We start from the raw sequence: 24902 nt of genomic DNA on the forward strand, positions 1-24902 counted from the left end.
GCCGAACAACACATTTTATTAATGGTTAAAGAATAATCGTGCGATTGCCGTAAACGAACACGCGTTGCGCTAACACCTGATACAGCGCGCGGCTCAATACGTTCTTCTCGACATCGCGGCCCGCGCGCATCATATCTTCGGCGGTATAGGTGTGATCCACATGGATCACGTCCTGCATAATGATTGGGCCTTCATCCAGATTGTCATTCACATAGTGCGCAGTGGCACCGATTATCTTCACGCCGCGCTCGTAAGCCTGATGATAAGGCCGGGCGCCAATGAAAGCGGGCAGGAACGAGTGGTGAATATTGATGATTTTATTCGGGAAGCGGGACACGAATTCTGGCGTTAATACGCGCATATATTTCGCCAGTACCACGTAATCCGGCTGGTGCGCTTCAATGGCCTGCGCCATCTGCTGGTCATGAGCTTCACGCGTCAGGCCTTCATGACTAACCAGTTCAAACGGGATATCAAACCGTTCAACCAGAGAACGCAGCGTTTCATGGTTGCCAATCACGGCGGCAATATCGACATCCAGGCCACCGTAATTTGCTTTCATCAGCAGATCGCCAAGGCAGTGCGCCTCTTTGGTGACCAGAATGACAACGCGGCGACGACCGGCTGGATTCAGCTCGCGTACCGAACCTTCCGGGAGCGCACTATCGAGATCCGCAAGCAATGTGGCGTCGTTAAAAATACCTTCGAGCTCGGTACGCATAAAGAAACGACCAGTGCGGTGATCGACAAATTCATTATTCTGCACAATGTTCAGTTCGTGCTTGTAACAAATATTGGTGATTCGCGCGATGAGGCCTTTCTGATCGGGGCAAATGGTGCGCAAAATTTTACGTTGTGTTGAATGCATTGCCGGGTAAATCCTGTTGATGGTGTTTGCTATAAGGTGCTGGCAGACCTATTGCCCGCAGCACTTTTTGAATTTTTTACCTGACCCACAAGGGCAGGGATCGTTACGGCCAAATTGCGGCCGCGTTCCGTCGATATAGTACCACTGGCCGTTCTCCTTTAAGAATCGGGAACGCTCGATAATTGCGCCGTCTTTGCCGTGCTCATTAAACCGCGCCACGAAGCTGACGAAGCCTTCATTATCATTTTCGCCGTAAGCGTGCTCAAATACCGTCAGCCCGCGCCATGTGGTCGCCGCGAAGCCCGCTTCAATTTGCTGGCGGAACGCCTCTGCGCCACAAGATGGGTGCCAGGTTTTTACCAGGTACTCTGACTGATGTAACACAAAAGCCGTATAGCGCGATCGCATCAGGCGTGACGGATCCGGCGCAAGCTGCGCACCAGACAGATAAGGCTGGCAACATAGGCTATACTCCAGAGCGCTACCGCAAGGGCAAGATTGTGACAAAATAGCATTCCAGGAATAAAAATAACGGCGCGTTAGCGCCAGGGTAGCGATATGTTAACTGAGCCGTAGCGCTGTGGCTACAGTAAGCCGGGGGAAGTAAAATAAGCGTTATGAGAAAGGTGAAAATTGGTCTGGCGCTCGGTTCCGGCGCGGCCAGAGGTTGGGCGCATATCGGCGTGATTAACGCATTACAGCGTGCCGGTATCGAAATTGATATTGTAGCGGGGTGTTCCATTGGCTCACTGGTCGGTGCCGCTTACGCGTGTGGTCGTCTGCCGGCACTGGAGAAATGGGTACGCTCTTTTGGCTACTGGGATGTGTTGCGACTGATGGATCTCTCCTGGCAGCGTGGTGGTCTGTTGCGCGGTGAACGCGTGTTCAATCAGTATCGCCAGTTGCTGCCGTTCGCGGATTTTAACCATTGCCAGAAACGCTTCGGCGCGGTGGCAACTAACCTTAGCACCGGGCGCGAGCTATGGTTCACTGAAGGGGATTTACATCATGCTGTTCGCGCCTCCTGTAGTATGCCCGGGTTAATGTCACCGGTTCCGCATAACGGTTACTGGCTGGTAGATGGCGCGGTAGTGAATCCCGTACCGGTTTCCCTTACCCGCGCGTTAGGTGCGGATGTGGTGATTGCCGTAGATTTGCAGCATGACGCCCATCTGATGCAGCAAGATCTGCTGTCGGTGAATCTTTCTAATAATGATAAAGACAACGACACGGTTGCCACGCAGCGCTGGCATCAACGTCTGCGTGAACGGCTGGGGCGGATCGCGCCAAAACGGCCGATCGCGCCGACGGCGATGGAAATCATGAGTACCTCTATTCAGGTGCTTGAAAACCGGCTCAAACGTAATCGTATGGCTGGCGATCCGCCAGATATTCTGTTGCAACCTCTCTGCCCGCAAATTTCGACACTCGATTTTCATCGGGCTGATGCTGCTATTGCTGCGGGGCAACTGGCGACAGAAAAGAAAATGGATGAGTTGCTTCCTTTAGTACGGACCCTTTCGTAAGTAGATTTTTTATAGACTTCAGCAAATTCTGACAGGCGATTATCGGCGAAGCATGCCACTATTGATCTATCGTCAGGCAGGGGAGATAAGATGACGCAGCCGTTGGCCGGAAAACAGATACTGATCGTTGAAGACGAGCCCGTTTTCCGCTCTCTGCTGGATTCGTGGTTGCAATCTTTAGGCGCGATAACGCTGCTGGCAGAAGATGGGGTTGTCGCGCTTGAGCTGTTGGCAGCAAATAATCCCGATCTGATGATTTGCGATCTTGCTATGCCGCGCATGAATGGCCTGGTCCTCATTGAGACGTTACGCAATCGGGGCATGCAAACGCCGGTGCTTGTGATATCGGCGACAGAAAATATGGCGGATATCGCTAAAGCATTGCGTCTTGGCGTTCAGGATGTCGTTCTTAAACCCGTTAAAGATCTTAATCGTTTAAAAGAAACGCTTTTCGCTTGTCTTTATCCCAATATGTTTAATTCACGCGTTGAGGAAGAGGAGCGCTTGTTCCAGGACTGGGACGCGCTGGTCGATAATCCTCAGGCCGCGGCGAATTTGTTGCAGGAACTTCAGCCTCCGGTGCAGCAAGTTATTTCCGGTTGCCGGGTAAATTACCGGCAACTGGTTTCTGTTGAAAGCCCTGGCCTGGTGCTTGATATCGCGCCGATATCAGGTCAGGACCTGGCGTTTTATTGCCTGGACGTGACGCGTGCAGAAAATAACGGTGTGCTGGCGGCGCTGCTGTTGCGCGCCTTATTTAATGGATTACTGCAAGAACAGCTTTCTCACCAGCGCCAGCGTTTACCCGAGATGGGTGCGCTGCTCAAGCAGGTAAACCAATTATTGCATCAGGCTAATTTACCCGGTCAGTTTCCACTGCTTGTCGGTTATTACCACAGTGAACTGAAAAACCTGATACTTGTTTCGGCTGGTCTTAACGCAACGTTAAATACCGGCGATCATCAAATTCAAATCAGCAATGGTGTGCCTCTCGGTACGCTTGGCAATACCTATTTAAATCAGCTGAGCCAGCGTTGCGACTCCTGGCAATGTCAGGTGTGGGGCGCCGGCGGGCGGCTGCGTTTAATGTTGAGCGCGGAATGAGCGATCGAATCATACTTTGCAGATAGATTTACCCTCCGCATAAAAACGGGTGGTACTATCGCCGCAGTTTATGCGTATTAGTCCTAATTAGATGTTAGCGCGTCCTTTTCAGACCTGGTCAATGGGTTGGTACTGATATACTCAGACGCGAGTTAATTCATGAACATGTTCAAGCATGGACAGTCCAGGAGATTTTCAATGGCTGCAATAAATTCGAAAGTGACTAAAGCAGTAATCCCGGTTGCGGGATTGGGAACCAGGATGTTACCAGCGACTAAGGCAATTCCTAAAGAAATGTTACCGCTGGTTGATAAGCCATTAATTCAGTATGTCGTAAATGAGTGTATCGCTGCCGGCATTACTGAAATCGTTCTGGTAACACATTCATCTAAAAACTCTATCGAAAACCACTTCGATACCAGCTTCGAACTCGAAGCAATGTTGGAAAAACGCGTAAAACGTCAGTTGCTGGAAGAAGTTCAGTCTATTTGCCCGCCGCACGTAACCATTATGCAGGTGCGTCAGGGGCTGGCGAAAGGTCTGGGACATGCCGTATTGTGCGCGCACCCGGTAGTAGGTAACGAGCCCGTAGCGGTTATTTTGCCGGACGTTATTCTGGATGAATACGAATCCGATCTCTCCCAGGATAACCTGGCTGAGATGATTAAACGTTTTGACGAAACCGGTGCCAGCCAGATCATGGTTGAACCTGTGGATGATGTTACCGCTTACGGCGTGGTGGATTGCAAAGGCGCAACGCTGAACCCGGGTGATAGCGTTCCAATGGTGGGCGTGGTTGAAAAACCGAAAGCTAATGTCGCACCTTCTAATCTTGCCGTTGTGGGTCGCTATGTTCTGAGCGCAGAAATTTGGCCGCTGCTGGCGAAAACACCTCCGGGAGCAGGTGATGAGATCCAGCTTACCGATGCTATCGATATGCTAATCGAGAAAGAAACCGTAGAAGCCTATCATATGAAAGGCAAAAGCCATGACTGCGGTAATAAACTTGGCTATATGCGCGCATTTGTAGAGTACGGTATTCGTCATAATTCGCTGGGCGAGGAATTTAAAGCCTGGCTCGAAGAAACTGTCGGCGCCGGGAAAGCATAATACGCTTTCTTTAGTAGTCTGAATAAGGCCGGAGATAATAGTGCATCGCACCGCTTATCTCCGGCCTTTTTTATTTGTGAATGTTCCTAATGAAAAGGTTATGTCAAAGCGGTGCAGAAGATATCGCACAAAACAATAAATGAATTGACCAGAATTTGAGCAGCACGCATTGAGAAACCTATATTCCAGATGCCATACACTATATTTGTGAAGAGAATGTGTGCTTTATCAAAAAAAATCCCGCCAGTTGGCGGGATCCTTTTGAAATCTGGCTTGATTACTCTTCGATCAGGAAATCGTCGAGTTGTTTGCCTTGTTCGTCCATTGCTTTTTTGATTACTGCTGGAGTACGACCCTGACCTGTCCAGGTTTTAGTCTCGCCATTTTCATCAACATAGCTATATTTAGCCGGGCGTGCTGCACGTTTTGCTTTAGTACCAGTCTTAGCGGTAACCATGCTGTTCAGCAATTCGTTCGGATCAATACCGTCAGCGATCAGCATTTCACGATATTGTTGTAATTTACGTGTACGTTCTTCAACTTCAGCTGCGGCAGCGCTTTCTTCCTCGCGGCGCTCATTAACCACAACTTCTAATTTCTCCAGCATCTCTTCGAGCGTTTCCAGAGTGCATTCTCTTGCTTGCGCACGAAGAGTACGGATGTTGTTCAGAATTTTAAGTGCTTCGCTCATTGTAGTAATCTCAAACTTATATTGGGGTGGTTTGTCGGGCTAATAATAGAGCGTTAATTTCGTCAGTGCAATAGCTGTGAATGTAAGGAATTCAAAATGCCGCTTTATTAAGTCGATTTATAAATATCGCTAACTTAAATTTTTCTTGAAGAAACGCACAAAAAACCACTTATACCGATGTACTGGCAGCGCCGTTTACGGCGTGTTTATGCACGAACTTCTGATTAATCTGATCCGTGTTTATAGCCATTATGGATAAATATCGACCTTAAGTATTCCAGCGTTGAAAGTGCTTCTTCCTTAAATTATTAATAATTTCCGTATGCCTGGGTGAGAATGTTCCGATTAAAAAAATTTGTAAGATCATGAATTTCTTATTGCTGTTTCTTTGGCAGTAACAACTCAAAGGATTAACTATTGGAATATCTATGAGTCTGCTATTGAGGATGGATTTACTTCAATCGCGGAGCGACCACAGGAGGAGCAGATAAAATATGGTACACTCCTCGCCGGGAATATCACACTTTGATTGGGGTTTTGCACGCAATGGCACAGCTTTATTTCTACTATTCAGCAATGAATGCGGGGAAATCAACAGCGTTACTACAATCCTCTTACAATTATCAAGAAAGAGGGATGCGCACGGTGGTTTACACCGCCGAAATTGACGATCGTTTCGGAGCAGGCAAGGTTAGCTCTCGTATCGGCTTATCTTCACCCGCGCGGTTGTTTAATCACAACTCCTCGTTGTTTGACGAAATCAACGCAGAGCATCAACAACAAGCTGTGCACTGTGTTCTGGTCGACGAGTGCCAGTTTTTAACGCGTGAACAGGTTTATGCGTTATCGGAAGTTGTCGATCAACTGGATATTCCGGTGCTCTGTTACGGTCTGCGCACGGATTTTCGCGGTGAGTTATTTGTAGGTAGCCAATATTTGCTGGCCTGGTCAGATAAACTGGTTGAGCTGAAAACTGTCTGTTTCTGCGGGCGTAAAGCCAGTATGGTGCTGCGCCTTGATCAAGACGGGCGCCCTTATAACGAAGGAGAACAGGTGGTCATTGGCGGCAATGAACGCTATGTATCCGTGTGCCGCAAACACTACAAAGAAGCCCTGCAAGAGGGCTCTTTAACGACGATTCAGCAACGCGTCAGAGGTTAGTTTTTGCTTCCTCTCTTTCGCAATAAAAAAACCCGCCGAAGCGGGTTTTTTTATTAGCGTTAACAATTAAGCGGGTTTCTTCGCTTTTTTGTCTGCTTTAACTGGAGCAGCTTCAGCTTTCACTACCGCTACTTCACCTTCTTTGTATTCACGACCGTAGAAAGTATCCAGCAGGATCTGTTTCAGTTCGGAGATCAGCGGGTAGCGCGGGTTCGCACCAGTACACTGGTCATCAAACGCATCTTCAGACAGCTTATCCACGTTGGCCAGGAAGTCAGCTTCCTGTACGCCAGCTTCACGGATAGATTTCGGAATACCCAGTTCAGCTTTGATGCTTTCCAGCCATGCCAGCAGTTTTTCGATTTTCGCTGCAGTACGGTCACCGGCAGAAGTCAGACCTAAATGGTCAGCGATTTCTGCATAACGGCGGCGTGCCTGCGGGCGGTCATACTGGCTGAACGCGGTCTGCTTAGTCGGGTTGTCGTTCGCGTTATAGCGAATAACGTTACAGATAAGCAGGGCGTTAGCCAGACCGTGCGGAATGTGGAACTGCGAACCCAGTTTGTGCGCCATGGAGTGGCACACACCAAGGAAGGCGTTGGCAAAGGCGATACCGGCAATGGTAGCGGCACTGTGAACGCGTTCACGAGCAACCGGGTTTTTTGAACCTTCGTTGTAAGACGCTGGCAGGTTCTCTTTCAGCAATTTCAGCGCTTGCAGCGCCTGGCCGTCAGAGAACTCAGAAGCCAGTACGGATACGTACGCTTCCAGTGCGTGAGTGACCGCATCCAGGCCACCGAAGGCGCACAGGGATTTCGGCATATCCATCACCAGGTTGGCGTCAACAATCGCCATATCCGGCGTCAGTGCATAGTCTGCCAGTGGATATTTCTGACCGGTGGCATCATCGGTTACTACCGCAAACGGCGTAACTTCAGAACCGGTACCGGAAGTGGTGGTGATAGCGATCATTTTCGCTTTCACGCCCATTTTCGGGAACTTATAGATACGTTTACGGATATCCATAAAGCGCAGCGCCAGTTCTTCAAAATGGGTTTCCGGATGTTCGTACATCACCCACATAATTTTCGCAGCGTCCATCGGGGAACCGCCACCCAGCGCGATAATCACGTCTGGTTTAAAGGAGTTCGCCAGCTCAGCGCCTTTACGTACGATGGTCAGTGTTGGGTCTGCTTCAACTTCAAAGAACACTTCGGTTTCAACGCCGGCCGCTTTCAGTACAGAAGTAATCTGATCTGCATAACCATTGTTGAACAGGAAACGGTCAGTCACGATAAGCGCGCGTTTGTGACCATCAGTAATCACTTCATCCAGCGCGATTGGCAGAGAGCCACGGCGGAAGTAGATAGATTTCGGAAGTTTGTGCCACAACATGTTTTCAGCTCGCTTAGCAACGGTTTTCTTGTTGATCAGGTGTTTCGGACCAACGTTTTCAGAGATGGAGTTACCACCCCAGGAACCACAACCCAGGGTCAGGGAAGGCGCGAGTTTAAAGTTATACAGGTCACCGATACCACCCTGAGAAGCCGGGGTGTTAATCAGGATACGCGCGGTTTTCATCTTCTGGCCGAAGTGAGCAACGCGATCTGGCTGGTTATCCTGGTCGGTATACAGGCAAGAGGTATGACCGATACCACCCATGGCAACAAGTTTCTCTGCTTTTTCGACCGCGTCTTCGAAATCTTTCGCGCGGTACATGGCAAGCGTCGGGGACAATTTTTCGTGGGCGAACGGCTCGCTCTCATCGACAACTTTCACTTCACCAATCAGGATTTTAGTGGTCGTTGGAACGGTGAAACCGGCCAGTTCAGCGATTTTATAAGCAGGCTGACCAACAATAGCGGCGTTGAGGGCGCCATTTTTCAGGATAATGTCCTGAACGGCTTTCAACTCTTTACCCTGAAGCAGGTAACCGCCGTGGCTGGCGAAACGCTCACGAACCGCATCGTAGACAGAATCAACTACAACTACGGACTGTTCAGAAGCACAGATAACGCCGTTATCGAAGGTTTTAGACATCAGTACGGATGCCACTGCGCGTTTAATATCAGCAGTTTCATCAATCACAACCGGGGTGTTACCTGCACCTACACCGATCGCCGGTTTACCGGAGCTGTACGCCGCTTTTACCATGCCTGGGCCGCCAGTGGCGAGGATCAGGTTGATATCCGGGTGGTGCATTAATGCGTTAGACAGTTCTACAGACGGTTGGTCAATCCAGCCGATCAGATCTTTCGGGGCGCCAGCGGCAATGGCTGCTTGCAGTACGATATCAGCTGCTTTGTTGGTGGCATCTTTAGCGCGCGGATGCGGGGAAAAAATGATGGCGTTACGGGTCTTCAGGCTAATCAGTGATTTAAAGATAGCGGTAGAGGTTGGGTTAGTGGTCGGAACAATACCACAGATAATGCCGATTGGTTCTGCAATGGTAATGGTGCCGAAGGTATCATCTTCTGACAGAACGCCGCAGGTTTTCTCGTCTTTATACGCGTTGTAAATATATTCGGAAGCGAAGTGGTTTTTAATCACTTTGTCTTCAACAATACCCATGCCGGATTCGGCAACCGCCATTTTTGCCAGCGGGATACGAGCATCTGCGGCGGCCAGAGCGGCTGCACGGAAGATTTTATCTACTTGCTCTTGAGTAAAGTTGGCATATTCACGCTGGGCTTTCTTCACGCGTTCAACGAGTGCGTTAAGTTCAGCGACATTAGTAACAGCCATAATGCTCTCCTGATAATGTTTAAACTCTTTTAGTAAACCAGCTGCCTAATTGGATAGTATAGACAGACCGGCTGCAGGTTGCGTAAATTTCATAAAAACAAAGAGTTAACGCTAAACCATCCACCACTGATTTACTGAAAGAGCCTCGAGGATACTACGCACTTACTGACACTTTTGAGCTCTTTTCGTGTCATCAAGATTACCCACTTCTGAGTAAGTGTTGCGTGATCTACATCAAATTTCAGCGAAGCTGACACCTTTCAGCAGCCCATTTTTGGGCGTTTGTAGCAAATGTTAATGGCATATGGCCAGGCGCGCTCTAAGATTATCACAATTCCCACAACTGAATAACATGCTGTATTGCTGCGAATTTCCACGGAAATCATGATGAACTACGCAGCGAAAACGCGTATCTTCTGCATGGATTTTCCTGTCGTGCCGATAGGTTATTTATCTGACAACGTTACGAAACCTACTGTGGAGCACATCGTGTTCGATCTTCCCCTCTATTTTAAATTTTTTATTGGCCTGTTTGCGTTGGTCAATCCGGTCGGCATTATTCCGGTCTTTATTAGCATGACCAGCTACCAGATGACCGCCGCACGCAATAAAACGAATCTCACCGCCAATCTGTCCGTGGCCATTATTCTCTGGACATCTCTGTTTCTTGGCGATGCCATATTGCAGCTGTTTGGTATTTCGATCGATTCGTTCCGCATTGCCGGGGGCATTCTGGTGGTGACTATTGCCATGTCGATGATCAGCGGGAAACTGGGTGAAGATAAGCAGAATAAACAAGAAAAGTCAGAGACAGCCATCCGCGAAAGTATTGGCGTTGTGCCGTTAGCTTTGCCTCTGATGGCGGGGCCGGGGGCGATCAGTTCCACCATTGTCTGGGGAACACGCTATCACACCGTTGAGCATCTGATCGGTTTTACCGTTGCGATCGCGCTGTTTGCGCTCAGCTCCTGGGGGCTATTTCGTATCGCACCCTGGCTGGTGCGTTTGCTTGGGCAAACGGGTATCAACGTTATTACACGTATTATGGGGTTGTTACTTATGGCGCTGGGTATTGAGTTTATTGTCGCGGGGACGAGATCGCTATTTCCTGGTTTGCTGAACTGATTCACTTCTTCCTTTAATAAGGAAATAAAAAGGTTGTCGTTATGCTTTCTTCTATATAGCGATGACCGTTTTACGTTGCAAAATGGCTGTCAAGGAACGCGCAAAATCAGCAAAACATATGACGAAAGCGCAAAACGGCGGAAAGTATAATAAATTACACTAATCAGAAAATCTGTTGTCAATCAGCGAATTATAAGTATAACGAATCTCTGCTGTGCGGAATTCGCGCAATCGCACCTGTTATTTCTGTCACATAATACTATTGGGCTTGCCGTGACATAATTGAAATGATATTAGTACTTTCAATCTTCTCGCAGATGAATGTGCTAAAAAGTAGTCAATTGTTGCTTTTTTGTGCAAAAAAGCACAGCGTCAGTCGAAAAACATCACATGGTGGTGATGTTCATTTATCTCATTGATAATAATAGATAAAAATTTAACAGGGAGGCTGAAAAGCTATCGCCTTGCGCTTGATGCTGTGTCGTAAAAGAGAAATGGTTAACAAATTTGCAAAATGTATTGGCGGCAGCAGAGGGCATTTGTTATTTTCCGCCCATTATGTTTCTCGACCTTATAATTTGCAGAATAAACAGCTCAGATGAGGATCGTTTTCATATGAAACGGTCGTCATAATGAATACCGCGCGTCTCGACAGGGGAGACGCGTAACAGAATCGACGCAAGATTGCCGTTTGAGCAGTCCGTAATAAAAAAAGTCGGTGATAGCAGCAGTAAAAAAGATGTCTGATAGCGCCAAAAAGCTCCTGCGCTATACAGGCCCCCAACAGGGGATGAAACACGCTGGCGTGAACGTCAGTAATTATAATGAGTGGAGTAACAACACAATGTCCATCATCACAAAGAAAAGTCTGGTAGCTGCGGGGATTTTGACTGCACTAATTACCGGTAACGCGGCAATGGCTGCCGATGTACCGGCAGGAGTACAACTGGCGGAGAAGCAAACGCTGGTTCGTAACAACGGTTCTGAAGTGCAATCTCTCGATCCGCATAAAATCGAAGGGGTTCCTGAATCCAACATCAACCGCGACCTGTTTGAAGGTCTGCTGATCTCCGATGTTCAGGGTCACCCGACTGCCGGTGTCGCAGAGTCGTGGGATAATAAAGATTTTAAAGTCTGGACCTTCCATCTGCGTAAAAACGCGAAATGGTCCGACGGTACGCCTGTAACGGCGCATGATTTTGTTTATAGCTGGCAGCGTCTGGCGGATCCGAAAACCGCTTCTCCGTATGCGAGCTATCTGCAGTACGGCCACATCGCCAATATCGACGATGTTATCGCTGGCAAAAAACCGACCAGCGATCTTGGCGTAAAAGCAATTGATGATTACACCTTTGAAGTCACCCTGAGCGAGCCGGTTCCTTATTTCTATAAACTGCTGGTTCACCCATCTGTTTCCGCTGTGCCTAAAGCCACCATTGAAAAATTCGGCGAAAAATGGACCCAGCCGGCGAACATCGTGACCAACGGTGCTTACAAACTGAAAGATTGGGTGGTCAACGAACGTATCGTTCTTGAGCGCAACACCAATTACTGGGATAACGCGAAAACCGTTATTAACCAGGTAACGTACCTGCCAATCTCTTCTGAAGTAACGGACGTTAACCGTTACCGCAGCGGCGAAATCGACATGACATATAACAACATGCCGATCGAACTGTTCCAGAAGCTGAAAAAAGAGATTCCTAAAGAAGTACACGTCGACCCGTACCTGTGTACTTATTACTACGAAATCAACAACCAGAAAGCCCCGTTCACTGACGTTCGCGTTCGTACCGCGCTGAAACTGGCGCTGGATCGCGACATCATCGTCAACAAAGTGAAAAACCAGGGCGATCTGCCGGCATACAGCTACACGCCGCCGTACACCGATGGCGCAAAATTGACTGAACCGGCCTGGTTCAAAATGACCCAGGAACAGCGTAACGCGGAAGCGAAAAAACTGCTGGCCGAAGCTGGCTACACCGCAGACAAACCGCTGTCGTTCAGCCTGCTGTATAACACCTCCGATCTGCATAAAAAACTGGCGATCGCTGTGGCTTCCATCTGGAAGAAAAACCTTGGCGTAGACGTTAAGCTGGAAAACCAGGAGTGGAAAACCTTCCTCGACACGCGTCATCAGGGCACCTTTGATGTTGCACGTGCGGGCTGGTGTGCGGACTACAACGAACCGACCTCCTTCCTGAATACCATGCTCTCTGACAGCTCCAACAACACCGCGCACTATAAGAGCCCGGCGTTTGACAAGCTGATCGGCGACACGCTGAAAGTCACTGACGAAGCACAGCGCAGCGAGCTTTATTCCAAAGCTGAACAGCAACTGGATAAAGACTCGGCGATCGTTCCGGTTTACTACTACGTGAACGCCCGTCTGGTGAAAACCTGGGTTGGTGGCTACACCGGTAAAGACCCGATGGATAATATCTACGTTAAAAACTTGTATATTATCAAGCATTAATGGCAATGAGTGGGGCAGGGCAACCTGCCCCACAGTGTCTTATTTTATCGCACCAGAACACACATCGGTCGCAGGCTTAACCGCCTGAAAGAGAATGTGTAAAAGGCACAGGCCAGAAGGTACGGGCAATGTTGAAATTTATCCTACGTCGCTGTCTTGAAGCGATCCCAACACTTTTCATTCTTATTACCATCTCGTTCTTTATGATGCGTCTCGCGCCGGGAAGTCCATTCACCGGTGAACGTGCGCTGGCGCCAGAGGTCATGGCGAATATTGAAGCGAAATATCATTTAAACGACCCGATCACCACGCAATATTTCAGTTATCTGAAACAGCTGGCGCATTTCGATTTCGGGCCGTCATTCAAATACAAAGACTACACCGTGAATGACCTGGTAGCGGCAAGCTTCCCGGTTTCCGCAAAATTAGGTGCGGCGGCATTTATTCTGGCGATTGTCTTTGGCGTTACGGCCGGTGTCGTAGCCGCGCTTAACCAGAATACCCGATGGGACTATACGGTGATGGGGCTGGCAATGACCGGGGTCGTTATCCCGAGCTTCGTTGTCGCGCCGTTATTGGTGATGATCTTCGCCATCGTGCTGAAGTGGCTGCCCGCGGGCGGCTGGAATGGCGGGGCACTGAAATTCATGATCCTGCCGATGGTGGCGTTGTCTCTGGCTTATATTGCCAGCATTGCACGTATCACTCGCGGTTCGATGATTGAAGTTTTGCACTCAAACTTTATTCGCACTGCGCGTGCCAAAGGGTTGCCGATGCGCCGGATCATTTTCCGCCACGCGCTCAAACCCGCACTGCTGCCAGTGCTCTCCTATATGGGCCCGGCGTTTGTCGGCATCATTACCGGTTCCATGGTTATCGAGACCATTTATGGTCTGCCGGGTATCGGCCAGCTGTTCGTTAACGGCGCGCTGAACCGTGACTATTCGCTGGTGCTGAGCCTGACCATTCTGGTTGGCACGCTGACCATTCTGTTTAACGCGATTGTTGATGTGCTGTATGCCGTTATCGATCCGAAGATTCGTTATTAATACTGGAGTTCGCCATGATGTTAAGTAAGAAAAACAGCGAGGCGCTGGAAAACTTCAGTGAGAAACTGGAAGTCGAAGGACGAAGCCTGTGGCAGGACGCACGCCGTCGCTTTATGCATAACCGTGCTGCGGTAGCAAGCCTGATCGTATTGTTGCTGATAGCCCTGTTTGTGACATTAGCACCGATGCTGTCGCAGTTTAGTTATTTCGATACCGACTGGGGCATGATGTCCAGCAAGCCGGATATGGAGTCCGGTCACTATTTTGGTACTGACTCTTCCGGGCGCGACCTGCTGGTGCGTGTGGCAATCGGCGGACGTATCTCGCTGATGGTGGGTATCGCTGCGGCGCTGGTGGCCGTTATCCTGGGAACGCTGTACGGTTCACTTTCCGGCTACCTGGGCGGCAAAACGGACTCGGTGATGATGCGTTTGCTGGAGATCCTCAACTCCTTCCCGTTTATGTTCTTTGTGATCCTGCTGGTGACGTTCTTTGGGCAAAACATTCTGCTCATCTTTGTTGCTATCGGCATGGTTTCCTGGCTCGATATGGCGCGTATTGTGCGTGGTCAGACCCTGAGCCTGAAACGGAAAGAGTTTATCGAAGCGGCGCAGGTCGGTGGGGTTTCTACCGCTAATATTGTTGTGCGCCACATTGTGCCAAACGTACTGGGCGTGGTGGTGGTGTATGCCTCACTGCTGGTGCCAAGCATGATCCTGTTCGAATCCTTCCTGAGCTTCCTCGGTCTGGGTACCCAGGAGCCGCTGAGCAGCTGGGGCGCGCTGTTAAGCGATGGTGCGAACTCGATGGAAGTGTCGCCGTGGTTGCTGCTGTTCCCGGCAGGTTTCCTGGTTATCACTTTGTTCTGTTTTAACTTTATCGGCGATGGCCTGCGTGATGCCCTCGATCCGAAAGACCGTTAAGGAGTGCTGTTATGAGCATAACTGAAACCTCATTCGCGTCGGCGACGCAGCAGCAATCCAATCTCCTGCTGGACGTGAAAGATCTGCGTGTGACCTTCCAGACCCCGGATGGCGACGTCACGGCGGTGAATGACCTGAACTTCTCGCTGCGTGCCGGTGAAACGCTGGGTATCGTGGGTGAATCGGGTTCCGGTAAATCCCAGACGGCGTTTGCTCTGATGGGGTTGCTGGCGGCGAACGGGCGTATTGGCGGCTCGGCGACGTTCAACGGCAAAGAGATCCTTAACCTGCCGGAGCAGGCGCTGAACAAACTGCGCGCCGAGCAGATCTCGATGATTTTCCAGGACCCAATGACCTCGCTGAACCCGTATATGCGCGTGGGTGAGCAGTTGATGGAAGTCCTGATGTTGCACAAAGGCATGAACAAAGCGGAAGCATTTGAAGAGTCCGTAAAAATGCTCGACGCGGTGAAAATGCCGGAAGCGCGAAAACGCATGCGCATGTATCCGCATGAGTTTTCCGGCGGTATGCGCCAGCGTGTCATGATCGCAATGGCGTTGTTATGCCGGCCAAAACTGTTGATCGCCGATGAACCGACCACTGCGCTGGACGTGACCGTACAGGCGCAGATCATGACCCTGTTGAACGAGCTGAAACGCGAATTCAACACCGCAATCATTATGATCACCCATGACCTGGGCGTTGTTGCTGGTATCTGTGACAAAGTGCTGGTGATGTACGCTGGCCGTACCATGGAGTATGGCAAAGCGCGCGATGTGTTCTATCAGCCATCCCATCCGTACTCTATCGGCCTGCTCAATGCCGTACCGCGCCTCGACACTGAAGGCGAAGCGTTGTTGACCATTCCTGGCAACCCGCCGAACCTGCTGCGTCTGCCGAAAGGCTGCCCGTTCCAGCCGCGCTGCCCGCACGCGATGGAAATCTGTAACAGTGCTCCACCGCTGGAGGAGTTTGCCCCGGGCCGTTTGCGCGCCTGCTTTAAATCGGTGGAGGAACTGGTATGAATACCGCGATTGATGAGAGAAAAGTGCTGCTGGAAATCGCCGATTTAAAGGTGCATTTCGACATCAAAGATGGCAAGCAGTGGTTCTGGCAACCGCCGAAAACCCTGAAAGCGGTTGATGGCGTTACGCTGCGTCTGTACGAAGGGGAAACCCTTGGTGTGGTGGGCGAATCCGGTTGCGGCAAGTCGACTTTCGCCCGTGCAATTATTGGCCTGGTGAAAGCCACCGACGGAAAAGTGGCCTGGCTGGGTAAAGATCTGCTGGGCATGAAGCAGGAAGAGTGGCGCGACGTGCGCAGCGATATCCAGATGATATTCCAGGATCCGCTGGCATCACTGAACCCACGTATGACTATCGGTGAAATCATCGCCGAACCGCTGCGCACCTATCATCCGAAAATGTCGCGCCAGGAAGTGCGCGATCGCGTTAAAACGATGATGATGAAAGTGGGGCTGCTGCCGAACCTGATTAACCGCTATCCGCATGAGTTCTCCGGCGGTCAGTGTCAGCGTATCGGTATTGCCCGCGCGCTGATCCTCGAACCGAAGCTGATCATTTGTGATGAGCCGGTTTCCGCGCTGGATGTTTCAATCCAGGCGCAGGTCGTTAACCTGCTGCAGCAACTGCAACGTGAAATGGGGCTGTCGCTAATCTTTATCGCCCACGACCTGGCGGTGGTTAAGCATATCTCCGACCGTGTGCTGGTGATGTATCTCGGCCATGCTGTAGAGCTTGGCACTTATGACGAGGTGTATCAGAACCCGCTGCATCCATATACCAAAGCGCTGATGTCGGCGGTGCCGGTTCCGGATCCGGATCGGGAAAAGAACAAGACGATACAGTTGCTGGAAGGGGATTTGCCGTCACCAATCAACCCGCCGTCGGGCTGCGTGTTCCGTACTCGCTGCCCGATTGCCGGGCCTGAGTGCGCGCAGACACGTCCGGTGCTGGAGGGCAGCTTCCGTCATGCGGTCTCCTGCCTGAAAGTCGACCCGCTATAATCCACGCATATAAAAAAGGGCTGACAACTGTCAGCCCTTTTTCTTTTCTCTTTCCGCGCTTATTCGCGCCAGAGAATATGGCAAAGTTTGTGATCTTTTTCGCGGCACAGTAAGACGCGTGCGAAGATGTCATTGATTTCGCCGCCATCGGTATCCGCAAGGCCAATGACCACCTCAGCGAAGAAGTCCGGGTTTAAATCGTAATCCACATGTTCCTGCCAGTCTTCGCCAGGATCAAACAACTCAGCGCCGCCACGCTCTTCAAACTGTAAGTTGAAAAGAATGATGTCCGCCGGGTCGAGATTATCCGCTGCCAGTTCGAGGAAGATGTCGTAAGCCTGCTCAAGGGTTTCGTCTTCGGTCAGGCGATTATTCAGATCCATTTCCATGATTACCTCTTCGCGTCTGTTGGGCACGTTTTACAGCAACGGACTGAAGAAGTAAAACAGTCGTTCAGCAATGCGGTGCCAGAACGGCCGTTTTACCCACAATCGCGCATCAAGTAAGCGGGAGCGGGAGATGTAATCATCCTGTACGGCCGCCAGATCGCCACCGAAACCGGCATCGTCAATCACCAGTGTGATTTCGAAATTCAGCCACAGGCTACGCATATCCAGATTTACAGTACCAATGAGGCTCAGTTCGCCATCCACCAGCACGCTTTTGGTATGCAGCAGACCGCCTTCGAACTGGTAAATCTTTACGCCTGCGGCCAGCAACTCGCCAAAAAATGCCCGACTGGCCCAGCCGACCAGCAGCGAATCGTTTTTGCGCGGCAGAATAATACTCACGTCCACACCGCGCTGAGCAGCCGTACAAATCGCATGCAGCAGGTCGTCGCTGGGCACGAAATAGGGCGTGGTCATAATTAAATATTCGCGCGAGGCGTAGACAGCGGTCAGCAATGCCTGGTGGATCAGATCTTCCGGAAAACCAGGCCCGGAAGCAATGGTGTGAATGGTGTGCCCGCTGGCCTCCTCAAAAGGCATGATGTTGGCGTCCGGCGGCGGGGGAAGAATGCGTTTTCCGGTTTCAATTTCCCAGTCGCAAGAATAAACAATCCCCATTGCCGTAGCGATCGGACCTTCCATGCGCGCCATCAAATCGACCCACTGACCGACGCCAGCATCTTGCTTAAAGAAGCGCGGATCAACCAGATTCATACTGCCGGTGTAGGCGATGTAATTATCTATCAACACGATTTTTCGGTGCTGGCGTAAATCCATGCGGCGCAGAAAAACACGCATTAAATTTACTTTCAGCGCTTCGACCACTTCAATGCCGGCGTTTCGCATCATGGTTGCCCACGGGCTACGGAAAAACGCCACGCTGCCGGCAGAGTCCAGCAACAGGCGACAGTGTACGCCGCGGCGCGCTGCGGCCATTAACGATTCGGCCACCTGATCCGCCATCCCGCCGGGTTGCCAGATGTAAAACACCATCTCAATATTGTGGCGGGCTAGCTGGATGTCGCGGATCAATGCCTGCATGACATCATCGGTTGAGGTGAGTAGCTGCAACTGGTTGCCCTTAACCCCGGCGATCCCCTGACGTCGCTCGCAAAGCTTGAAAAGAGACGACGCCACACCGCTGTTTTCAGTGGCAAAGATATGCTTGAAATTTTTCAGATCATTCAGCCATTTGGCAGTCGAAGGCCACATAGCGCGGGCGCGCTCGGCACGACGTTTTCCAAGGTGCAGCTCACCCAGGGAAAGATAGGCGATGATCCCAACCAGTGGCAGGATGTAAATAATCAATAACCACGCCATCGCGGAGGTGACCGCGCGGCGCTTCATCAATATGCGCAGTGTTACACCAGCAATCAGTAGCCAGTAACCCAGGACAATCAGCCAACTCATTACCGTGTAAAAAGCGGACATAGATAAAAATCCTTTTTAAAAACCGTATTTCATGAGTGTACGCATCCGCATTCATCTGGCAAATAAAAACGCCGAAAAGCGCTGGCCTGGCGAAGTTGACGGACTATAATGGCGTTTCTGTTAAGTTTTGAGTTGTAAAAATGAAGCGTAGTCGAACGGAAGTGGGGCGCTGGCGTATGCTGCGGCAGATGAGCCGCCGTAAAGCGCGCTGGCTGGAAGCGCAATCACGTCGCAATATGCGCATCCACGCCATCAGGAAATGTGGCGTAAACCGTCATCGTAATGTGCTGTTATTCGCTATTTACGATCTTTAATATCCGGGCACCGAACAGGTGCCCGCGATCGTTTCTGGACTTAGTGCTAAAGAGGGAGTTGTCGTATGTCGGTAATGGATAGTCTGCTGGCTTTTACCTTCGCCGCCACGCTTTTGACATTAACACCGGGGCTGGACACGGCGCTGATACTAAGCACCGCGACCGTTGAGGGGCGCAAAGAGGCCTTCAAGGCACAGATGGGAATCAACACCGGTTGCCTTATCTGGGGCGCAATGGTGGCGTTTGGTCTGGGCGCACTGATCGCAGTCTCTGAGCTGGCGTACAATATCCTGAAATATTGCGGTGCTGCCTATTTATGCTGGTTGGGCCTGAACATGTTGCTGCGCCCGCGCAGATCGTTTGCGGCGGTAGACGCAAGTGATACGAAATCGCAGCACTGGTTTATCAAAGGGATGTTCGGCAACGTACTTAACCCGAAAGTGGGCATTTTTTATGTCTCATTTTTGCCGCAATTTATTCCGCAGGGGCAACCGCCGATCGCGTGGACGTTTGGCCTGGTTTTTATTCATCTTTTACTGGGCACCTGCTGGTCGACGCTACTGATTTCTGCCACGCGCCCGCTGGCGTCATTCCTGCGTAAAGAAAAAGTCATACGCTGGATGGATCGTTGCACGGGCATGGTCTTTTTGCTGTTTGCCACCCGTCTGGCGCTGAGTAAACGTTAATATTGTCCGGTAACCCATATGAATAAAGAAGCCTTTATCTTTCTTAGTATTGCCATTGTGATGGAAGTGATTGCCACCACGGCGCTGAAATCTTCCGACAGCTTTACCCGTTTGTTACCCGCTATTATCAGTATCGCCGGGTATTGCATTGCATTCTGGTGCCTGACAATTACGATGCGCACTCTGCCTACCGGGGTGATTTATGCCATCTGGTCAGGTGCAGGTATTGTGCTGATAGGTCTTGCTGGCTGGCTTGTACACGGGCAAAAACTGGATATGCCGGCAATCATGGGGATGGGGTTAATTATCGCCGGGGTGGTGATTATTAATCTTTTTTCCAAAAGCGTTGGGCATTAAATAATAAAAACCCGACCAGGCGATCTGCCTGTCTATATATACCGCAGGAAGCGGGTATATGTTAGTCGCGGGCGAGTTCGTTAATACTCCGCGATTTGCACAGGCGATCAACTCATCAGCCGGATGTGAAATGCTGCCGGGTTCTGAAGCCGCCTGTAATGTAAAAGACCCGCAGTGGCGGGTCTTTTCTTTTTAGAATACTTTTTTGAACGGCTTCACCGTTACGTTCTGGTAAACCCCGGCAGCGACATAGGGATCGGCTTCTGCCCAGGACTTCGCCGCTTCCAGCGATTCAAACTCAGCAATCACCGTCGAGCCAGTGAAACCCGCCGCTCCCGGATCGTTGCTGTCAACGGCCGGCATTGGGCCAGCCGTCAGCAGGCGGCCTTCATCATGCAGCAGTTGCAGTCTCGCCAGATGGGCAGGGCGCACGGACAAACGTTTTTCGAGCGAGTCAGCAATATCTTCAGCAAAAATAACGTACAGCACGGGCAGAACTCCTTACAGATAAGAAAGCCATACCCTATGTGAAAGGTGAAACGACTGCAATGTAAAGATGACAATGCGGTAACAGCCATGCAAAGTATGCGGCTTTTTTACCCATTTACCCGACTAAATGGCCTGCGCATGCGATGGCTTGTTGAATATGATTGCTATTTGCATTTAAAATCTAGCTCTGGTTTTTTAACTGACACGATTATGACTTCAATGACCCTCGATTTACCTCGCCGCTTTCCCTGGCCGACGCTATTGTCCATCGGTATTCACGGTGCTGTCGTGGTGGGTTTGCTCTATACGTCGGTACATCAGGTCGTTGAGCTTCCTGCGCCCGCGCAGCCGATTACGGTAACGATGGTTTCGCCTGCCGATCTGGAACCTCCCCAGGTTGCTCAGCCGCCGGAGCCGGTGGTTGAACCGGAGCCCGAGCCGGAACCCGTTCCTGAGCCTCCGAAAACAGCGCCAGTGGTGATTGAAAAGCCCAAACCGCAGCCAAAACCTAAGCCAAAACCAAAACCGGAGAAAAAGGTCGAGCAGCCGAAGCGCGAAGTCAAACCGGTAACGCCGCAACCGGCCTCGCCGTTCCAGAATAACGCGCCCGCACGTCCGGTCGCGAATCCGACGCCGTCGGCAACAACCCAGCCAGCGCCGGCTGTTCCTGCCGGCCCGCGCGCGCTGAGTCGCAATCAGCCGCAGTATCCGGCCCGCGCGCAAGCGCTGCGCATCGAAGGCCGGGTAAAAGTGAAATTTGACGTCACCTCAGATGGCCGTGTTGAGAATGTTGAAGTATTGTCGGCGCAACCGGCGAATATGTTCGAGCGTGAAGTAAAAGCGGCAATGCGCAAGTGGCGTTATGAGTCAGGGAAACCGGGTTCGGGATTAATTGTGAATATTGTGTTCCGCCTGAACGGCGGTGCCTCAATGGAATAAAAAAAGCCTCCGTAAGGAGGCTTTTTTCTTATGCCTGAGGTAACGGGCGCGGTTTACCTTCATTATCCACGGCGACGTAAATAAACAGCGCTTCCGTTGCTTTATAGCGCTGACCAATTGGCTCGGATGAGACCTTCTTCACCCACACTTCAATATTAATCGTCACTGATGTGTTGCCCCGTTTAACGCAGCGGGCGTAGCAGCACACCACGTCGCCCACCGCGACCGGGCGAAGAAAAGTCATGCCGTCAACGCGCACCGTCACCACGCGACCATGCGCAATTTCCTTGGCTTGTATTGCCCCGCCAATATCCATTTGTGACATTAACCAGCCGCCGAAGATATCGCCGTTGGCATTGGTGTCTGCTGGCATTGCTAATGTGCGTAAAACAAGATCTCCCTGGGGAGTGTCCTGAAGGGTTGTCATTGTTATCTCTTCTGCTATGAGGGATTTATGGCGGGATGCTACTACGAATGCGGGGCGTTCGGAAAGAAAAAAGCCAGGCACGAGAGCCTGGCTTTCATTCTCAGGATTTGTCGTCCTGCGCGGGCATATGGCGGTAGATATAAACACCGCTCAGCACGGTGAAGAGCAGTGTCAGGGCGGTTAAGCCAAACACTTTGAAATTCACCCAGATATTTTGCGGCAGCCAGAAGGCAATGTAGATATTCGCCAGACCACACAAAATAAAGAACAGTGCCCATGCGATGTTCAGCTTGCCCCAAACGGCTTCCGGCAGTGCGATCTCTTTGCCGAGCATGCGCTGGATCAGTGGCTTTTTCATTACCCACTGGCTGAAGAGCAGCGCAGCAGCGAACAGGGCGTAAATCACCGTCACCTTCCATTTAATAAACTCATCGTTATGGAAGAAAAGGGTCAGCCCGCCGAATACCGCGACCAGCACAAAAGTAATCAGCGCCATCTTTTCAACTTTGCGATAGCGCACCCAGCTGTATATCAGCACGATAGCGGTCGCGATGATCAGCGCAGTGGTCGCCGCATAGATATCGTACAGTTTGTAAAAGGCGAAAAAGACCACTAACGGCAGAAAATCAAGAAACTGCTTCATTCTACGATTCCATCATAAGGGGTTGCCCATAGACGTGGGCAACCGGAACAATCACGAACGCATCAACATATAGAGGCGGAACAGATAAACCAGCAGCGCTGCGGAAATCAGGTTGCTCAACGTATTGGCAATCACTTCGCCGCCTTCTACAGTGAACACCGCAAAGTTATGTGCAAACAGCAGCAGGAATGTTTTCGCCAGTAACCAACCTAACACTGCCGGAGCGACAAGACGCATATTCGCCCATGCAAGACGCATGCTGTTACGCATGGCAACGAAAATCCCTGTTTTATCCTGCACCAGTATCACCGGGGCGAAAGCAAGCAGGATCGCCAGAATGACGCCCGGGACAATCACAAACATAATGCCGATTTGCACGATAAACGTGGTCATCAGGATCAGTAAAAATAGCTTTGGCAACAGTGGGGCGCTGGCACCAATCGCCCGCAACGCGCTGATGCGCTGACCCGCAGAAATCATCTGGATCATCAGCAGCACGCCACCAGCGAGAATCGCATTGCCAACAAGGCCGGAAAACGTCGACGCCGCAGAGGCGCGGAGCAGCACTTGTTGCTGCTCCGGCGTCATATTTTGCACCAGTTCAAACAACCCGACGCTGCCTGCAAGATTATCCCCTTCACTTAAAATGGAGAGTTGCTCATCACTGGGCTTAAAGGCGCTCCCAAGTAAGAACGTGATAAACGCACAAAGCAACGCGATCAGTAAAATGGTAACGAACTGATTACGAAAAAAATTCCCCGTGTCACGGTAAACGGACTTCGCCGTGATAGACATGCACTCTCCTTGAGTAAAGCGGTGTTAAATTGCGGGCAATTGTACCCCGAATACACTCTCAGTGGCAGCATCGCTGCTTGTATGGAAAAGCATATCTTTGTAAAGAGGCGCTAAACCGTAGCGCGCGCGAGCACGATCGCAGGCTTCATTAACCTTTCCGTCTTCGCCGGACATCGCAAATTCCCGGCAGGGAGAGGGTCTGTTCGCATAAATACTGCAACTGGCCGACTCGCCGGGCGTACCCTGCAGCGCCGTACAGCGGCTCTGCTTTTGGTTGGTTCCGCTCATGCAGCGCAGAAAGGGGGTTAGCGGCTCGGTGAGTTGAGCCGGGACAGGGCCGCCAGCGTCATCCGCTTCAGCCCAATAGAAAGAGACTCGAAAATACGCACAACAGGCTCCGCACGACATGCACGGATTCACATCACTCATAGCACACCTGCACTTAACCACGCATCAACATAAATTGTCAGGCCAATAAATTATCGCTGCCGCAGAACGCGCACAAGATGGGCGAACAGGTATTTTTTTAACCGCCTCACAAAGCGGAAATTGATTTAAATACAAAAGGTAATGAGTGTAACGAGTGGTGAAAATTAACCCAGATCAATGAATGTTAAATTACGGGGTCAAGTGTGATCTGTGTTGGATCACTTTGTACTCAGTTATAGGTATATTCACGGCGCGATAAAAACCTTAAACATGGAGTGGATATGAAGAAGTTAGCCGTGGCAGCATTGATCCTGAGTAGTCTTTCTACAGGTGTATACGCGCATGAAGCTGGCGAGTTTTTCATTCGAGCCGGTTCTGCGACGGTACGTCCGACGGAAGGTTCTGATAACGTTTTAGGCGCTCTGGGCAGTTTTAATGTCAACAATAACACCCAACTTGGTGTGACGATGAGCTGGATGGCGACCGACAACATCGGCGTTGAATTACTGGCCGCGACGCCGTTTCGCCACCGCGTTGGCACCGGTCCAACCGGCGACATCGCCACTGTGCACCACCTGCCGCCGACATTGATGGCGCAGTGGTATTTCGGTGATTCACAGAGCAAATTGCGCCCATATCTTGGGGCAGGCGTAAACTACACCACTTTCTTTGATGAGAAATTTAACGATACCGGGAAAGCGGCCGGGCTGTCGGATTTGAGTCTGAAAGACTCCTGGGGCGTGGCGGGGCAAGCCGGTCTGGATTACTTAATCAACCGCAACTGGCTGATTAACATGTCAGTCTGGTGGATGGATATTGATACGGATGTGCGTTTTAAAGCGAATGGTGAGCAACAAAGCGTACATACTCGCCTGGATCCGTGGGTATTTATGTTCTCTGCTGGTTATCGTTTTTAAGCGTATTGTGGAAACTGGTTTCACAATAACCAGTTTCCACGCACTTCTATGCCGTATCACCATGCGGATTTCTTTTAGCATATGTAACCGCTCCCCAGCGCCATCACGCTACGCGCACCAACCACAAAGATCACCGTAAGCCGCGGGATAAACCCTCGTTTGTCCAGACCTCATGTTGCGCGGCCAACTGCGAGATGACGCATTACGAATGTCAGCGTTTAA

General features: G+C 50.7%; 26 protein-coding genes. 15 read left to right on the forward strand and 11 right to left on the reverse strand.

Annotated features, from left to right (window positions below):
• Nucleotides 1-25: 25 nt before the first annotated feature.
• Together purU and AAIG26_RS01630 are read right to left on the reverse strand one after the other, a co-directional pair.
• On the reverse strand, nt 26-868 hold the full coding sequence (gene purU, locus AAIG26_RS01625) for a formyltetrahydrofolate deformylase (protein ID WP_016495830.1): 843 nt from the start codon (nt 866-868) through the stop codon (nt 26-28).
• Between the two features lie 48 nt (nt 869-916).
• Nucleotides 917-1375: a YchJ family protein gene (locus AAIG26_RS01630; protein WP_071925192.1), complete on the reverse strand. Its 459-nt coding sequence runs from the start codon at nt 1373-1375 to the stop codon at nt 917-919.
• A 110-nt stretch (nt 1376-1485) separates the two neighbouring features.
• Between AAIG26_RS01630 and rssA the strand changes: the two genes are divergently transcribed.
• The 3 genes from rssA to galU all read left to right on the forward strand — a co-directional run bounded on the left by rssA (nt 1486) and on the right by galU (nt 4608).
• Nucleotides 1486-2394, forward strand: a complete 909-nt coding sequence (rssA, locus tag AAIG26_RS01635) for a patatin-like phospholipase RssA (RefSeq protein ID WP_343179470.1) — start codon at nt 1486-1488, stop codon at nt 2392-2394.
• A 90-nt stretch (nt 2395-2484) separates the two neighbouring features.
• Nucleotides 2485-3498 (forward strand): two-component system response regulator RssB, encoded by a 1014-nt coding sequence (gene rssB / locus AAIG26_RS01640; RefSeq protein WP_016495833.1) that lies wholly within the window; start codon nt 2485-2487, stop codon nt 3496-3498.
• Between the two features lie 198 nt (nt 3499-3696).
• Nucleotides 3697-4608, forward strand: a complete 912-nt coding sequence (gene galU, locus AAIG26_RS01645; protein ID WP_017457161.1) for a UTP--glucose-1-phosphate uridylyltransferase GalU — start codon at nt 3697-3699, stop codon at nt 4606-4608.
• 277 nt (nt 4609-4885) lie between these two features.
• Here galU and hns read toward each other — a convergent pair whose 3' ends face one another.
• On the reverse strand, nt 4886-5299 hold the full coding sequence (gene hns / locus AAIG26_RS01650) for a histone-like nucleoid-structuring protein H-NS (protein ID WP_017457162.1): 414 nt from the start codon (nt 5297-5299) through the stop codon (nt 4886-4888).
• Nucleotides 5300-5845: 546 nt separating this feature from the next.
• Here hns and tdk point away from each other — a divergent pair.
• Entirely contained in the window at nt 5846-6460 is a 615-nt protein-coding gene (gene tdk / locus AAIG26_RS01655; RefSeq protein ID WP_097405895.1) for a thymidine kinase, read from the forward strand.
• A gap of 66 nt (nt 6461-6526) precedes the next feature.
• Here tdk and adhE read toward each other — a convergent pair whose 3' ends face one another.
• Nucleotides 6527-9205, reverse strand: coding sequence for a bifunctional acetaldehyde-CoA/alcohol dehydrogenase (gene adhE, locus AAIG26_RS01660; protein WP_016495837.1), 2679 nt, complete (start codon nt 9203-9205; stop codon nt 6527-6529).
• Between the two features lie 477 nt (nt 9206-9682).
• Here adhE and AAIG26_RS01665 point away from each other — a divergent pair, with 477 nt between their 5' ends.
• From AAIG26_RS01665 to oppF, 6 genes are all read left to right on the forward strand, one after another.
• Nucleotides 9683-10330, forward strand: coding sequence for a YchE family NAAT transporter (locus AAIG26_RS01665; protein ID WP_343180305.1), 648 nt, complete (start codon nt 9683-9685; stop codon nt 10328-10330).
• 844 nt (nt 10331-11174) lie between these two features.
• Nucleotides 11175-12806: an oligopeptide ABC transporter substrate-binding protein OppA gene (oppA, locus tag AAIG26_RS01670; RefSeq protein ID WP_016495839.1), complete on the forward strand. Its 1632-nt coding sequence runs from the start codon at nt 11175-11177 to the stop codon at nt 12804-12806.
• Between the two features lie 128 nt (nt 12807-12934).
• Complete coding sequence (gene oppB, locus AAIG26_RS01675) at nt 12935-13855, forward strand: oligopeptide ABC transporter permease OppB (RefSeq protein WP_016495840.1); 921 nt, start codon at nt 12935-12937, stop codon at nt 13853-13855.
• Between the two features lie 14 nt (nt 13856-13869).
• Nucleotides 13870-14778, forward strand: coding sequence for an oligopeptide ABC transporter permease OppC (oppC, locus tag AAIG26_RS01680; RefSeq protein ID WP_016495841.1), 909 nt, complete (start codon nt 13870-13872; stop codon nt 14776-14778).
• Between the two features lie 11 nt (nt 14779-14789).
• A complete protein-coding gene (locus AAIG26_RS01685; RefSeq protein WP_045513483.1) occupies nt 14790-15803 on the forward strand; it encodes an ABC transporter ATP-binding protein in 1014 nt (337 codons plus the stop codon).
• Complete coding sequence (gene oppF, locus AAIG26_RS01690) at nt 15800-16804, forward strand: murein tripeptide/oligopeptide ABC transporter ATP binding protein OppF (RefSeq protein WP_016495843.1); 1005 nt, start codon at nt 15800-15802, stop codon at nt 16802-16804. Before AAIG26_RS01685 ends, oppF begins: the two co-directional genes overlap by 4 nt.
• Before the next feature lie 59 nt (nt 16805-16863).
• Here oppF and AAIG26_RS01695 read toward each other — a convergent pair whose 3' ends face one another.
• On the reverse strand, nt 16864-17193 hold the full coding sequence (locus tag AAIG26_RS01695) for an HI1450 family dsDNA-mimic protein (protein WP_016495844.1): 330 nt from the start codon (nt 17191-17193) through the stop codon (nt 16864-16866).
• 30 nt (nt 17194-17223) lie between these two features.
• Nucleotides 17224-18684, reverse strand: coding sequence for a cardiolipin synthase (gene cls, locus AAIG26_RS01700; RefSeq protein ID WP_016495845.1), 1461 nt, complete (start codon nt 18682-18684; stop codon nt 17224-17226).
• Between the two features lie 140 nt (nt 18685-18824).
• Between cls and AAIG26_RS01705 the strand changes: the two genes are divergently transcribed.
• The 3 genes from AAIG26_RS01705 to AAIG26_RS01715 all read left to right on the forward strand — a co-directional run bounded on the left by AAIG26_RS01705 (nt 18825) and on the right by AAIG26_RS01715 (nt 20041).
• On the forward strand, nt 18825-18998 hold the full coding sequence (locus AAIG26_RS01705) for a YciY family protein (RefSeq protein WP_017457170.1): 174 nt from the start codon (nt 18825-18827) through the stop codon (nt 18996-18998).
• A 65-nt stretch (nt 18999-19063) separates the two neighbouring features.
• A complete protein-coding gene (locus AAIG26_RS01710) occupies nt 19064-19684 on the forward strand; it encodes a LysE family translocator (protein WP_343179474.1) in 621 nt (206 codons plus the stop codon).
• An 18-nt stretch (nt 19685-19702) separates the two neighbouring features.
• Nucleotides 19703-20041 carry an SMR family transporter gene (locus AAIG26_RS01715; RefSeq protein ID WP_016495847.1) on the forward strand — a complete coding sequence of 113 codons (339 nt, stop codon included), beginning with the start codon at nt 19703-19705 and terminating at the stop codon, nt 20039-20041.
• A gap of 192 nt (nt 20042-20233) precedes the next feature.
• On the opposite strand, the gene AAIG26_RS01720 is transcribed toward AAIG26_RS01715, so the two are convergent.
• A complete protein-coding gene (locus AAIG26_RS01720; protein WP_016495849.1) occupies nt 20234-20530 on the reverse strand; it encodes a YciI family protein in 297 nt (98 codons plus the stop codon).
• Nucleotides 20531-20749: 219 nt separating this feature from the next.
• On the opposite strand from AAIG26_RS01720, the gene tonB reads away from it, so the two are divergent.
• Nucleotides 20750-21469: a TonB system transport protein TonB gene (tonB, locus tag AAIG26_RS01725; protein ID WP_343180306.1), complete on the forward strand. Its 720-nt coding sequence runs from the start codon at nt 20750-20752 to the stop codon at nt 21467-21469.
• Nucleotides 21470-21497: 28 nt separating this feature from the next.
• Here the strand turns inward: tonB and yciA are convergent, their stop codons facing one another.
• The 4 genes from yciA to AAIG26_RS01745 all read right to left on the reverse strand — a co-directional run bounded on the left by yciA (nt 21498) and on the right by AAIG26_RS01745 (nt 23763).
• Nucleotides 21498-21896 (reverse strand): acyl-CoA thioester hydrolase YciA, encoded by a 399-nt coding sequence (yciA, locus tag AAIG26_RS01730; RefSeq protein WP_017457174.1) that lies wholly within the window; start codon nt 21894-21896, stop codon nt 21498-21500.
• Between the two features lie 100 nt (nt 21897-21996).
• On the reverse strand, nt 21997-22539 hold the full coding sequence (locus AAIG26_RS01735; protein WP_016495852.1) for a septation protein A: 543 nt from the start codon (nt 22537-22539) through the stop codon (nt 21997-21999).
• Nucleotides 22540-22590: 51 nt separating this feature from the next.
• Nucleotides 22591-23334 (reverse strand): YciC family protein, encoded by a 744-nt coding sequence (locus AAIG26_RS01740; protein WP_343179475.1) that lies wholly within the window; start codon nt 23332-23334, stop codon nt 22591-22593.
• 24 nt (nt 23335-23358) lie between these two features.
• Nucleotides 23359-23763: a YkgJ family cysteine cluster protein gene (locus AAIG26_RS01745; protein ID WP_044489346.1), complete on the reverse strand. Its 405-nt coding sequence runs from the start codon at nt 23761-23763 to the stop codon at nt 23359-23361.
• Nucleotides 23764-24044: 281 nt separating this feature from the next.
• On the opposite strand from AAIG26_RS01745, the gene ompW reads away from it, so the two are divergent.
• A complete protein-coding gene (gene ompW / locus AAIG26_RS01750; protein WP_016495855.1) occupies nt 24045-24680 on the forward strand; it encodes an outer membrane protein OmpW in 636 nt (211 codons plus the stop codon).
• The last annotated feature ends 222 nt before the right edge of the window (nt 24681-24902 follow it).

This window comes from Kosakonia sp. PSU_27 (assembly GCF_039409795.1).
GTDB lineage: Bacteria > Pseudomonadota > Gammaproteobacteria > Enterobacterales > Enterobacteriaceae > Kosakonia.

Coding starts and splice junctions, on each gene's coding strand:
- yciA (WP_017457174.1), bottom strand. CDS start 21,896: ATGACAACCCTTCAGGACACTCCCCAGGGAGATCTTGTTTTACGCACA.
- oppA (WP_016495839.1), top strand. CDS start 11,175: ATGTCCATCATCACAAAGAAAAGTCTGGTAGCTGCGGGGATTTTGACT.
- AAIG26_RS01695 (WP_016495844.1), bottom strand. CDS start 17,193: ATGGAAATGGATCTGAATAATCGCCTGACCGAAGACGAAACCCTTGAG.
- rssB (WP_016495833.1), top strand. CDS start 2,485: ATGACGCAGCCGTTGGCCGGAAAACAGATACTGATCGTTGAAGACGAG.
- rssA (WP_343179470.1), top strand. CDS start 1,486: ATGAGAAAGGTGAAAATTGGTCTGGCGCTCGGTTCCGGCGCGGCCAGA.
- adhE (WP_016495837.1), bottom strand. CDS start 9,205: ATGGCTGTTACTAATGTCGCTGAACTTAACGCACTCGTTGAACGCGTG.
- purU (WP_016495830.1), bottom strand. CDS start 868: ATGCATTCAACACAACGTAAAATTTTGCGCACCATTTGCCCCGATCAG.
- hns (WP_017457162.1), bottom strand. CDS start 5,299: ATGAGCGAAGCACTTAAAATTCTGAACAACATCCGTACTCTTCGTGCG.
- AAIG26_RS01685 (WP_045513483.1), top strand. CDS start 14,790: ATGAGCATAACTGAAACCTCATTCGCGTCGGCGACGCAGCAGCAATCC.
- AAIG26_RS01715 (WP_016495847.1), top strand. CDS start 19,703: ATGAATAAAGAAGCCTTTATCTTTCTTAGTATTGCCATTGTGATGGAA.
- tdk (WP_097405895.1), top strand. CDS start 5,846: ATGGCACAGCTTTATTTCTACTATTCAGCAATGAATGCGGGGAAATCA.
- AAIG26_RS01735 (WP_016495852.1), bottom strand. CDS start 22,539: ATGAAGCAGTTTCTTGATTTTCTGCCGTTAGTGGTCTTTTTCGCCTTT.
- galU (WP_017457161.1), top strand. CDS start 3,697: ATGGCTGCAATAAATTCGAAAGTGACTAAAGCAGTAATCCCGGTTGCG.
- AAIG26_RS01710 (WP_343179474.1), top strand. CDS start 19,064: ATGTCGGTAATGGATAGTCTGCTGGCTTTTACCTTCGCCGCCACGCTT.
- AAIG26_RS01740 (WP_343179475.1), bottom strand. CDS start 23,334: ATGTCTATCACGGCGAAGTCCGTTTACCGTGACACGGGGAATTTTTTT.
- cls (WP_016495845.1), bottom strand. CDS start 18,684: ATGTCCGCTTTTTACACGGTAATGAGTTGGCTGATTGTCCTGGGTTAC.
- tonB (WP_343180306.1), top strand. CDS start 20,750: ATGACCCTCGATTTACCTCGCCGCTTTCCCTGGCCGACGCTATTGTCC.
- AAIG26_RS01705 (WP_017457170.1), top strand. CDS start 18,825: ATGAAGCGTAGTCGAACGGAAGTGGGGCGCTGGCGTATGCTGCGGCAG.
- oppB (WP_016495840.1), top strand. CDS start 12,935: ATGTTGAAATTTATCCTACGTCGCTGTCTTGAAGCGATCCCAACACTT.
- oppC (WP_016495841.1), top strand. CDS start 13,870: ATGATGTTAAGTAAGAAAAACAGCGAGGCGCTGGAAAACTTCAGTGAG.
- oppF (WP_016495843.1), top strand. CDS start 15,800: ATGAATACCGCGATTGATGAGAGAAAAGTGCTGCTGGAAATCGCCGAT.
- AAIG26_RS01745 (WP_044489346.1), bottom strand. CDS start 23,763: ATGAGTGATGTGAATCCGTGCATGTCGTGCGGAGCCTGTTGTGCGTAT.
- ompW (WP_016495855.1), top strand. CDS start 24,045: ATGAAGAAGTTAGCCGTGGCAGCATTGATCCTGAGTAGTCTTTCTACA.